Source organism: Streptomyces sp. YS-3 (genome assembly GCF_045257485.1).
Taxonomy (GTDB): domain Bacteria; phylum Actinomycetota; class Actinomycetes; order Streptomycetales; family Streptomycetaceae; genus Streptomyces.
Genome location: NZ_JBJHPC010000239.1, coordinates 1 through 10,403, shown reverse-complemented (window position 1 = coordinate 10,403; position 10,403 = coordinate 1). Strand labels below are relative to the sequence as shown.

Annotated in this window: 12 protein-coding genes; 7 read left to right on the top strand and 5 right to left on the bottom strand. The window is 72.5% G+C overall.

Annotated features, from left to right (window positions below):
- The 5 genes from ACJA3G_RS19980 to ACJA3G_RS19960 all read left to right on the top strand — a co-directional run.
- A partial coding sequence (locus ACJA3G_RS19980; RefSeq protein ID WP_406554381.1) for a DAK2 domain-containing protein occupies positions 1 to 103 on the top strand: 103 nt, incomplete at its 5' end.
- A complete protein-coding gene (locus ACJA3G_RS19975) occupies positions 100 to 537 on the top strand; it encodes a PTS fructose transporter subunit IIA (protein ID WP_406554380.1) in 438 nt (145 codons plus the stop codon). The genes ACJA3G_RS19980 and ACJA3G_RS19975, both read left to right, overlap by 4 nt.
- A gap of 172 nt (positions 538 to 709) precedes the next feature.
- Positions 710 to 2,731 (top strand): FAD-dependent oxidoreductase, encoded by a 2,022-nt coding sequence (locus ACJA3G_RS19970; RefSeq protein WP_406554379.1) that lies wholly within the window; start codon positions 710 to 712, stop codon positions 2,729 to 2,731.
- Positions 2,732 to 2,777: 46 nt separating this feature from the next.
- Positions 2,778 to 3,314: a PadR family transcriptional regulator gene (locus ACJA3G_RS19965; RefSeq protein ID WP_406554378.1), complete on the top strand. Its 537-nt coding sequence runs from the start codon at positions 2,778 to 2,780 to the stop codon at positions 3,312 to 3,314.
- A 97-nt stretch (positions 3,315 to 3,411) separates the two neighbouring features.
- Positions 3,412 to 3,846: a MarR family winged helix-turn-helix transcriptional regulator gene (locus tag ACJA3G_RS19960; protein WP_406554377.1), complete on the top strand. Its 435-nt coding sequence runs from the start codon at positions 3,412 to 3,414 to the stop codon at positions 3,844 to 3,846.
- 10 nt (positions 3,847 to 3,856) lie between these two features.
- Here ACJA3G_RS19960 and ACJA3G_RS19955 read toward each other — a convergent pair whose 3' ends face one another.
- Complete coding sequence (locus ACJA3G_RS19955) at positions 3,857 to 4,525, bottom strand: response regulator (RefSeq protein WP_406554376.1); 669 nt, start codon at positions 4,523 to 4,525, stop codon at positions 3,857 to 3,859.
- Positions 4,526 to 4,560: 35 nt separating this feature from the next.
- Positions 4,561 to 5,694: a sensor histidine kinase gene (locus ACJA3G_RS19950; RefSeq protein ID WP_406554375.1), complete on the bottom strand. Its 1,134-nt coding sequence runs from the start codon at positions 5,692 to 5,694 to the stop codon at positions 4,561 to 4,563.
- A gap of 145 nt (positions 5,695 to 5,839) precedes the next feature.
- Here ACJA3G_RS19950 and ACJA3G_RS19945 point away from each other — a divergent pair, with 145 nt between their 5' ends.
- Positions 5,840 to 6,616, top strand: coding sequence for a GNAT family N-acetyltransferase (locus ACJA3G_RS19945; protein WP_406554374.1), 777 nt, complete (start codon positions 5,840 to 5,842; stop codon positions 6,614 to 6,616).
- A gap of 57 nt (positions 6,617 to 6,673) precedes the next feature.
- Positions 6,674 to 7,153 (top strand): NUDIX domain-containing protein, encoded by a 480-nt coding sequence (locus tag ACJA3G_RS19940; RefSeq protein ID WP_406554373.1) that lies wholly within the window; start codon positions 6,674 to 6,676, stop codon positions 7,151 to 7,153.
- 5 nt (positions 7,154 to 7,158) lie between these two features.
- On the opposite strand, the gene ACJA3G_RS19935 is transcribed toward ACJA3G_RS19940, so the two are convergent.
- From ACJA3G_RS19935 to ACJA3G_RS19925, 3 genes are all read right to left on the bottom strand, one after another.
- Positions 7,159 to 8,523 carry a GH1 family beta-glucosidase gene (locus ACJA3G_RS19935; RefSeq protein WP_406554372.1) on the bottom strand — a complete coding sequence of 455 codons (1,365 nt, stop codon included), beginning with the start codon at positions 8,521 to 8,523 and terminating at the stop codon, positions 7,159 to 7,161.
- 35 nt (positions 8,524 to 8,558) lie between these two features.
- On the bottom strand, positions 8,559 to 9,416 hold the full coding sequence (locus ACJA3G_RS19930; protein ID WP_406554371.1) for a carbohydrate ABC transporter permease: 858 nt from the start codon (positions 9,414 to 9,416) through the stop codon (positions 8,559 to 8,561).
- Positions 9,403 to 10,403 (bottom strand): carbohydrate ABC transporter permease (locus ACJA3G_RS19925; protein WP_406554370.1); only part of this gene is annotated, 1,001 nt, incomplete at its 5' end. The genes ACJA3G_RS19930 and ACJA3G_RS19925, both read right to left, overlap by 14 nt.

Sequence of the window (10,403 nt, the reverse complement as noted above, 5' to 3'; positions counted from 1 at the left end):
GGGCAGGGCCAGCTATCTGGGCGAGCGCTCCATCGGGCATCAGGACCCCGGCGCGACCTCGGCAGCGCTGCTGGTCGAGGCGCTCGAAGAGGCCGCCGCGTGAGCGCGGGCGGAGCGGGCGAGGAGGCGGGCGGGGCCGCGGGGCTCGTCGGGGTCGTGCTCGTCTCGCACAGCGCGGAGGTCGCCGCGGCCGTCGCCGCGCTCGCGAGAGGGCTGGCCGGCGGCGGCACGACCGCTCCCGTCGCGGCGGCGGGCGGCACCCCCGACGGCGGCCTCGGCACCAGCTCCGAGCTGATCGCCGAGGCGGCGGCGGCCGTCGACGGGGGCGCGGGCGTGGCGGTCCTGGTGGACCTGGGCAGCGCGGTGCTCACGGTGAAGGCGCTGCTGGCCGAGGACGAGCTGCCGCCCCGGACCCTGCTGATCGACGCGCCCTTCGTCGAGGGCGCGGTGGCGGCGGTCGTCAGCGCCTCGGCCGGGGCGCCGCTGGAGGCGGTGGAGGCGGCGGCCTCGGAGGCGTACGACTACCGGAAGGTGTGAGCCGCGACACGTGGACGAGGGCCCGGCGGGAAGCTCCCGCCGGGCCCTCGCGCGTCGGGCCCTGCGCCAGCTCCCTCGGCGGCACCGCGACCTTTATGCAACTTGTTGCACAACACCTGTCCCGTGCTCTACAACTGGAGACGACGACACCGCCGTATCTGGAGGCGCCCCGATGAGCGACTACCCCCACCTGCTGAGCCCCCTCGACCTCGGCTTCACCACCCTCCCCAACCGGGTGCTGATGGGGTCCATGCACATCGGGCTCGAAGAGGCCGAGAACGGCTTCGAGCGGATGGCGGCGTTCTACGCCGAGCGGGCGCGCGGCGGGGTCGGCCTCATGGTCACCGGCGGTATCTCCCCCAACGACGCGGGCCGCCCCTACGAGGGCGGCGCCAAGCTCACCACCGAGGCGGAGGCCGCCCAGCACCGCACGGTCACCGACGCGGTGCACGCGGCGGGCGGCCGGATCGCGATGCAGATCCTGCACTTCGGCCGGTACGCCTACCACCAGGACCTGGTGGCGCCGAGCGCGCTCCAGGCCCCCATCAGCCCCTTCGTGCCGCACGCCCTCACCGACGAGGAGGTCGAGCAGACCGTCGAGGACTTCGTGCGCGCGGCCGGACTGGCGAAGTCCGCCGGGTACGACGGCGTCGAGATCATGGGCTCCGAGGGCTATCTGATCAACGAGTTCATCGCGGGCGCCGTGAACCGGCGCACCGACCGCTGGGGCGGCTCGTACGAGAACCGGATGCGCTTCCCCGTCGAGATCGTCCGCCGCACCCGCGAGCGGGTCGGCGCGGACTTCATCATCATCTACCGGCTCTCCATGCTGGACCTGGTCCCGGGCGGCTCCACCCTGGAGGAGGTCGTCACGCTGGCGCGGGCCATCGAGGCGGCCGGGGCGACCCTGATCAACACCGGCATCGGCTGGCACGAGGCCCGTATCCCGACCATCGCCACCTCGGTGCCGCGCGGCGCCTACACCTGGGTGACCAAGAAGCTGATGGGGTCCGTCTCCATCCCGCTGATCACCAGCAACCGCATCAACACCCCCGAGGTGGCCGAGCGGCTGCTCGCCGAGGGCCGGGCGGACATGGTGTCGATGGCGCGGCCGTTCCTCGCCGACCCCGAGTTCGTCGCCAAGGCGCGAGCGGGGCGCCCGGACACCATCAACACCTGCATCGGCTGCAACCAGGCCTGTCTGGACCACACCTTCAGCGGGAAGATCACCTCCTGCCTGGTCAACCCGCGCGCCTGCCACGAGACCGAGCTGACCCTCTCCCCCACCAGGCGCCGCAAGAGCCTCGCCGTGGTCGGGGCGGGCCCCGCCGGGCTGGCCTTCGCGGTCTCGGCGGCCGAGCGCGGCCACGCGGTCACGCTCTTCGACGCCGCGGCGGAGATCGGCGGCCAGCTGAACATCGCCAAGCGCGTCCCCGGCAAGGAGGAGTTCCACGAGACGCTGCGCTACTACCGTACGCAGCTCGAACTGCGCGGTGTGGACGTCCGGCTGAACACCACCGCGACCGTGGCGGAGCTCACCGCGGGCGGCTACGACGAGGTCGTCGTCGCCACCGGTGTCACGCCCCGCACTCCCGCGATCCCCGGCTCCGACCACCCCAGCGTCGTCACCTACCTCGACGTGCTGCGCGACGGCGCGCCGGTCGGCGAGCGGGTCGCGATCGTCGGCGCGGGCGGCATCGGCTTCGACGTGGCCGAGTACCTCACCGACGGCGGCGACGCGGCCAGCCTGGACCCCGAGACGTACTTCCGGCAGTGGGGCGTCGACACCTCGTACGGCGAGCGCGGTGGACTGCGCGCGCCCGAGCGTCCCAAGCCCCCGCGCGCGGTGCACCTGCTCCAGCGCAAGACGTCCAAGGTCGGCGCGGGCCTCGGCAAGACCACGGGGTGGATCCACCGCACCGAGCTCAAGCACCGCGGGGTGACGATGGTGCCGGGTGTCACCTACGACCGGATCGACGACGCCGGGCTGCACATCACCGTCGACGGCGCCTCCACCGTGCTGCCGGTGGACACCGTGGTCCTGTGCGCGGGGCAGGAGCCGCGCCGCGATCTGTACGAGGAGCTGACGGCGGCGGGCGCCACCGCGCATCTGATCGGCGGCGCGGACGTGGCCGCCGAACTGGACGCCAAGCGCGCCATCGACCAGGGCACCAGGCTGGCGGCGGCCCTCTGACGGCCGCGGTCGGCGCGGCGGTTCCGGCAGAACCTACGATGCGCTCATGTCCCTCCCGCACGCGATCCTGACCGCTCTGCTCGAAAAGCCCTCGTCGGGGCTGGAGCTGACCCGCCGGTTCGACAAGTCGTTCGGCTTCTTCTGGTCCGCGACGCACCAGCAGATCTACCGCGAGCTGGGCAAGCTGGAGCAGTCCGGGTTCATCCGGGCGCTGCCGTCCGAGGCCCGGGCGCGCGGCCAGAAGAAGGAGTACGAGGTGCTGCCCGCGGGCCGCGCGGAGCTCGCCGCGTGGGCCACCGCCGGGCAGGACCCGCGGGCCATGCGGGACCCGCTGCTGCTGCGGGTGCGGGCGGCGGCGGTGGTCGGCACGGAGGGCCTCCCCGCCGAGCTGCGCCGCCATCTGACGCTGCACGAGCGGCAGTTGGAGCTGTACGAGGCGATCGAGCAGCGGGACTTCCCACCGGAGCGCGACAGCGAGCAGGACCGGCTGCGCCACCTCGTGCTGCGCGGCGGCATCGAGCTGGAGACGTTCTGGATCCGCTGGCTGACGCGGGCACTGGAGACGGTGGACGGCGAGGAGTGAGGGCGGGCCCGTACGCGTGAAGAACTCGGCGGGGTGGCGCGCGGGCACCGCGAACCCTGGCGTTGTATTATGCAACTAGCCAGTGAGAGGACCAGCCGTGCCCAGCCGAGACCAGTCGGTCACCACCATCCAGCGGGAGCTGACCGCGTTCGCCCGCCGAGCGCGGGCCGCCGCCGCGCGGATGCACCCGGAACTGTCGCTGGTCTCCTTCACCCTGCTGTCCCATCTGGAGGACCAGCAGGGGTGCCGCGCGACCGACCTCGCCGCGTACTACATGCTCGACAAGTCGACGATCAGCCGGCAGATCGCGGCCCTGGAGAAGCTGGGGTTCATCGAGCGCCGCAGCGACCCCGCCGACCACCGCATCCAGCTGCTGCACCTGACCGCCGCGGGCACCGAGAAGCTCGCCGAGGCCGCGGTGCTGCGCCGGCACGCCTTCCACGAGCGCCTCGCGGACTGGGAGGAGGCCGACCTCGACCGGTTCGCCGCATACCTCCTGCGCTACAACAGCACGGCGCCCGACGGGAGTTGACGCCCGCGCGCTAGCGGCTGCCCGCGCCCGGGGTGACCAGCCCCGACTCGTACGCCAGCACCACCGCCTGCGCCCGGCTGGCCAGGTCCAGTTTGCTCATGGCCCGGTTCAGATGGGTCTTCACTGTCGCCTCGCTGATGAAGAGGTGCTCGGAGATCTCCTGGTTCGACAGCCCGCGCGCGGTGAGTTTGAGGACCTCCGTCTCCCGGGCGGTGAGCGCGGCCAGGTCCGACGAGAGCCGCGGGGCGCACTCGGCGGGCCGCGCGAAGGCCTCCACCAGGCGTCGGGTGACGCTCGGCGCGAAGAGCGTGTCACCGCCGCCGACCGCCGTGACCGCGTTGAGCAGCCGCTCCGGCCCCGCGTCCTTGAGCAGGAACCCCGAGGCGCCCGCGCGCAGCGCGGAGTACACGTACTCGTCGAGGTCGAAGGTGGTGAGGATCAGGATGCGCGGCGCCGGGTCCTCGGCGTCCGCGAGGATCCGCTCGGTGGCGGTGATGCCGTTCGTCCCCGGCATCCGGATGTCCATGAGGATCACGTCCGGTCGCGTCCGGGCGGCCTGGGCGACGGCCTCCTCGCCGTCGCTCGCCTCACCGACGACGTCGACCCCCGCCGCCCGTAGCAGCGCGACCAGACCGGCGCGTACGAGGAACTGGTCGTCGACCACGAGTGCCCTGGTCATGGAGTCGCGTCTGCCCCCTGTGTCGTCGGCCCCGGTCAGGCGGTCGGCTGGGCCGAGGTCGGCAGCAGCAGCCGGACCTCGAAACCCCCCTCGCGCCCCGGGCCGGTGGTGATCGTGCCGCCGTAGAGCTTGGCCCGCTCCCGCATTCCGATCAACCCATGTCCCCCGCCCGTCCGGTTTCTGGCCGGATTCGCTCCCGTACCATCGTTCACGACGGCCAGGGCGACATGGTTCCGTTCGTAGGAGACTTCCACGCTCGTCACGGCACCGGGGGCGTGCTTCAGGACGTTGGTCAGCGCCTCCTGCGCCACCCGGTACGCGCACAGGTCGACACCGGGCGCGAGCGCCCGCGCCTCCCCCCGCACCCGCAGCCCGACCGGCAGACCGCCGGCCCGCAGCCGCTCCACCATGTCCGGCAGCCGCGCGAGACCGGGCATCGGGGCGGACGGCCCGTCGTCGAGGTCCTCGGCGCGCAGCACGTGCAGCATGCGCCGCAGCTCCTCCAGCGCCTCCTGACTGGTCGCCGAGATGGTGCCCAACGCGCCGCGCGCGGTGGCGGGATCGGAGGTGAAGACGAACCGCGCCAGGCCCGACTGGACCGATATCACCGACATGTGGTGGGCGATGATGTCGTGCAACTCCCGTGCGATACGGCCGCGTTCCTCCGCCACCTCGCGCCGGGCCCGGGCCTCCTGCTCCTGGGCGAGCTGTTCGGCGAGCCGGGCGGAACGGCGGGCCACCCGGCCGAAGCGCCGGATCACGGCCGGTACGGCGACGGCCTGGACGGCCACGGACGGCAAGGAGTCGCTCCCGACCCGGAACCCGGCGAACAGCCAGACGGCGCCGAGGAGCACGGCGCAGCTCGCGGAGGTGCGGGCGGGACGGGTGGCGGCCACCGTGTAGCAGGCGATCAGACCGCCGTAGCTGCCCACGACCGGCCAGTTCCCCAGGGCGACGTAGAGCGTCCAGGTGGCGACGACGAAGAGGCAGACCCCCACGGGTGCCCGGGAGCGGAACGCGCACGCCATGTTGATGACCACGGCGAGCCCGTATCCCACCAGGTCGAGCGGGGGCTGCCCCTGGCTGGAAGCCTCCCGTCCCAGCAGCACGGCGACACAGGTCTGTGCCAGCGCGACGAACACATCGGCGGCGACGGGGCGGATCCGCATGACCGCAGCCTAGGTGCAGGTCAGACGCATGGCGTCAACCGTTCGCGGTGCACGCGCCTACCGCGGGGGTTGTACACGGACCCGCTCCCTCCGCAGGGTCCATAAGTCGTTTGTCACCGGGCCCCGGCGATGTTGGAGTGAGCGCATGAACAACGAAGCGGTACTGGCCCTGTTCGACCGGCAGATGCGCCGGGACTCCCCGGCCGACGGCCCCGGAGCCACGGTCGAACGCGTGGGCCGGGTGGTGCGTCATGCGGGGCCGGATCCCGTCTGGAACGCCATCCTCTGGTCCGACCTCGACGAGGAGTGCGCGGAGCGTGAGATCGCCGCGCAAGTACGGCACTTCGCCGCGCTGGACCGCGAGTTCGAATGGAAGCTGTACGCCCACGACACCCCGGGCGACCTCGGTGAACGCCTCCTCGCCGCCGGGTTCACGGCCGAACCCGCCGAGGCCCTGATGGTGGCCGAGGCCGAAGACCAGCTCCACGACGTGGTCCTGCCCGAGGGGGTGGAGCTGGTGCCGGTGACCGACGCGGCCGGGATCGCGCTGATGAGGACCGTGCACGAGCAGGCCTTCGGAGGGGACGCCTCCAGACTCGCCCGGGCCATGGAACAGCAGCTCGCCGAGGCCCCCGAAACCCTGGTCGCGGTCGTGGCGGTGGCGGACGGGGCGCCGGTGTCCGCGGCCCGGATGGAGCTCGTCCCCGGGACGGAGTTCGCGGGGCTGTGGGGCGGCGGCACCGCCGAGGCCTGGCGCGGCAGGGGCATCTACCGGGCGCTGGTCGCCCACCGCGCCCGTGTCGCCGTCGAGCGCGGCTACCGCTTCCTCCAGGTCGACGCCTCGGACCGGAGCGAGCCCATCCTGCGCCGGCTGGGCTTCACCCGGCTGAGCACCACCACACCGTACGTCCGCCGGCCGTAGCCGGGCGCCGGGCGCGCCCTCTCGCCGGGGGCCCGGCCGGCCAGCACACTGGTGGCCATGGCCGTGAAGCGCAGCGCGGGACTCCTCCTCTACCGGACCGTACCGGCCGGCGTCGAAGTGCTGATCGGGCACATGGGCGGCCCGTTCTGGGCGGGCCGGGACGAGGCCGCCTGGTCGATCCCCAAGGGTGAGTACGACCCCGAGGAGCTGCCGCAGGCGGCGGCCCGGCGCGAGTTCGAGGAGGAGCTCGGCCTGCCCGCCCCCGAGGGCACCCCGGTGCCGCTCGGGGAGGCGCGGCAGGCCAACGGCAAGGTGGTGACGGTCTGGGCGGTCGAGGGCGACCTCGACCTGGCCGGTGCCGTGCCCGGCACCTTCACCATGGAGTGGCCGCGGGGCTCGGGCGTGCGGCGGGAGTTCCCCGAGATGGACCGGTTCGCCTGGCTCGCGCCCGAGGAGGCGTCCGCCCGGCTGGTGGCGGGACAGCGGGTCTTCCTGGACCGGCTGGCCGCGCACCTGGCCGGGCCCGGGCGGACCTGACGGGTTCAGGCCGCGCGCGGGGCGCGACCGAGGTGGTCGGCGATGATCCGCGCGTACTGGCGCCCGCTGCCCTTCACCGTGCGCCTCTGCGTGGCGTAGTCGACGTGCACCAGGCCGAACCGTTTGTCGTAGCCGTACGCCCACTCGAAGTTGTCCAGGAGCGACCAGGCGTAGTACCCGGCGAGCGGGGCGCCCCTGCGGGCGGCGCGGGCGCACGCGGCGAGGTGCTCGCGCAGATACCGCACCCGCTCGGGGTCGTGGACGGTGCCGTCGGGCAGTACGGCGTCGGGGAAGGCCGAGCCGTTCTCGGTGACGTGGATGCGGCGGGCCCCGTAGTCGTCGGTCAGCCGCATCAGCAGGGCCTCGATGCCGCTCGCGTCGATCTCCCAGCCCATCCCGGTGCGCGGCAGGCGCGGGCGCGGGACCTGGCGGGCGAAGGGGAAGGGACCGTGCGGGTCGTCGGTGACGCGCACCCCGAAGTAGTAGTTGAGGCCCAGCCAGTCGAGCGGCTCGGCGATGGCGTCGAGATCGCCGGGGCGCTCGGGCAGGTCGACCCCGTACACCTCCCGCATGTCGGCGGGGAAGCCCCGGCCGTGCACCGGGTCCAGCCACCAGCGGTTGGTGTGGCCGTCCATGCGGCGGGCGGCGGCGAGGTCGGCCCCCGAGCCGGAGGCGGGCTCGACGGTCGAGAGGTTGTTGACGATGCCGACCTGCGCTCCGGGGGCTTCGGCGCGCAGCGCCCGGGTGGCCAGGCCGTGCCCGAGCAGCAGATGGTAGGAGGCGCGGACGGCGGCCGTGATGTCGGTCAGGCCCGGTGCCATCCGTCCTTCGAGGTGACCGATCCAGGCCGAGCACAGCGGCTCGTTGAGGGTGGACCACAGCGGGACGCGGTCGCCGAGCTCACGGGCCGCGACCGTCGCGTACGCGGCGAAGTGCTCCGCGGTCTCGCGGGCGGGCCAGCCGCCGCGGTCCTGGAGGGTTTGGGGCAGGTCCCAGTGGTAGAGCGTGGCGTTGGAGGTGATCCCGGCTTCCAGGAGGGCGTCGACCAGGCGGGAGTAGAAGTCCAGCCCGGCCCGGTTGACCGGCCCGTCGCCGCCGGGGAGGATGCGCGGCCAGGCGAGCGAGAAGCGGTACGAGGTGACGCCGAGCTCCTTCATCAGCGCGATGTCCTCCCGCCACCGGTGGTAGTGGTCGCAGGCGGTGTCGCCGTGGTCGCCGCCGTCGGTCCTTCCCGGGGTGTGCGAGAAGGTGTCCCAGATCGAGGGGGCTCGGCCGTCCTCGGCCACGGCTCCCTCGATCTGGTACGCGGAGGTGGCCACGCCCCAGGCGAAGTCCTCCGGGAGGGCGGCGAGGTCGATGGGCTCGGTCACGAAAGTCCTTTCGGCGGAAAGTGGCTGATGGCTCGTCACTTGACGGCACCGGCGGTGAGCCCGGCCACCAGATAGCGCTGGAGCAGCAGGAATCCGGCGACCACCGGCACGCTGACGACCAGCGAGGCGGCCATGACCTGGTTCCAGTACACGTCGTTCTGGGTGGCGTAGCCCTGGAGGCCCACGGCGAGGGTGCGGGTGGTGTCGTTGGTCATCACGGAGGCGAACAGGACCTCGCCCCACGCCGTCATGAACGCGTACACCGCGACCGCCACGATGCCGGGGACCGCGGCCGGGACCACCACCCGCAGCAGCGCGCCCAGCGGGCCGCAGCCGTCGACCATCGCCGCCTCGTCGAGGTCGCGCGGGACCGAGTCGAGGTAGCCGATGAGCATCCAGATGGAGAAGGGCAGCGAGAAGGTGAGATAGGTGAGGATCAGTCCGCCGCGCGAGCCGTAGAGGGCGACACCGGTGGTGTTGCCGACGTTGACGAAGATCAGGAACAGCGGCAGCAGGAAGAGGATGCCGGGGAACATCTGGGTGGACAGCACGGTCACGGTGAAGACCCGCTTGCCGCGGAAGCGGTAGCGGCTCACCGCGTACGCCGCGAGGACCGCGACGACGACGGACAGCACGGTCGCCGCGCCCGCCACGATCAGCGAGTTCACGAAGTACTTGGCGAGCGGGACGGTCTTCCAGATGTCGAGGTAGGGGCGGACGGTGAGCCCGCTGGGCAGCCAGCGGAACCGCCCCGACACGTCCTTCAGCGGCTTCAGGGAGCTGCTGGCCATCACATAGACGGGCAGCAGCACGAAGCCGGTGAGCAGGGTGAGGAAGACACGGCGGGCCAGGACGAAGGAGCGGGGCAGTGCGGTGGGGCTAGCGCCGGCCATCGGCGGTCTTCCTTCCCCGGGAGGTCAGCAGGAGGTACACGGCGGTCACCACGAGCAGGAAGAGCAGCAGCAGGACCGACATCGCGGCGCCGGTGCCGAAGTTCCAGGTGACGAAGGAGGACTGGTAGATGTGGATGGAGATGAGGTCCGCGGCCTTCGGCGCCGAGCGCCCGAACAGCACGTACGGCGTGTTGAAGTCGTTGAACGTCCACAGGAACAGCACCAGGACGAGGACCTGGTTGACCGGCCGGAGCGAGGGCAGGGTGATCCGGCGGATCCGCTGCCACATCCCGGCGCCGTCGATGGCGGCGGCCTCGTACAGCTCCTGGGGGATGTTCTGCAGCCCGGCCGTCACGATGAGGAAGGCGAACGGCCAGCCCTTCCACACCGAGACGGTCAGCAGCGCGACGAAGCTGTTGTCGCCGATCAGCCAGAAGGAGCGCTCGCCGCCGAGTCCGAGCTGGTCGTACAGGACGTGGTTGACCAGCCCGTTGTCGCGCTGGAACATGAACGCCCAGGTGATGACGGCCGCGTAGACCGGCAGGGCGTACGGGACGAGGAAGAGCGCGCGCAGCAGGCCCCGGCCGCGGAAGCCGTCCTGCATGAAGATTGCCGCCGCCGTGCCGAGCAGCCAGCACAGCGCCACCGAGGCCACCGTGAACAGGCAGGTGGTGACGAAGGAGTCGAGCAGGTCCCTGCCGACGGGCGCGGAGAAGTCGACGGAGATCTTGTAGTTGTCGAATCCGGTCCAGGGCGCGGTGGACCAGTCGCGGATGTAGAACTGGGTGAGCGTCTTGAAGCTCATCACCGCGCCGATCGCCATCGGCACCAGATGGACGAGGAGTTCGAGGGCGAGGGCCGGGAGCAGGAGCAGATACGGCAGGCTCGCCCGGCGGAAGCGGCCGGGGGCGCGGGAGCCGCGGCGGCCCCGGTGCGGCGCCGGCCGCTCACCGCGCTCCGGCCGCGTCCGCGGGTCGGCGGCCGGAG

Coding starts and splice junctions, on each gene's coding strand:
- ACJA3G_RS19970 (WP_406554379.1), top strand. CDS start 710: ATGAGCGACTACCCCCACCTGCTGAGCCCCCTCGACCTCGGCTTCACC.
- ACJA3G_RS19965 (WP_406554378.1), top strand. CDS start 2,778: ATGTCCCTCCCGCACGCGATCCTGACCGCTCTGCTCGAAAAGCCCTCG.
- ACJA3G_RS19955 (WP_406554376.1), bottom strand. CDS start 4,525: ATGACCAGGGCACTCGTGGTCGACGACCAGTTCCTCGTACGCGCCGGT.
- ACJA3G_RS19950 (WP_406554375.1), bottom strand. CDS start 5,694: ATGCGGATCCGCCCCGTCGCCGCCGATGTGTTCGTCGCGCTGGCACAG.
- ACJA3G_RS19945 (WP_406554374.1), top strand. CDS start 5,840: ATGAACAACGAAGCGGTACTGGCCCTGTTCGACCGGCAGATGCGCCGG.
- ACJA3G_RS19940 (WP_406554373.1), top strand. CDS start 6,674: ATGGCCGTGAAGCGCAGCGCGGGACTCCTCCTCTACCGGACCGTACCG.
- ACJA3G_RS19930 (WP_406554371.1), bottom strand. CDS start 9,416: ATGGCCGGCGCTAGCCCCACCGCACTGCCCCGCTCCTTCGTCCTGGCC.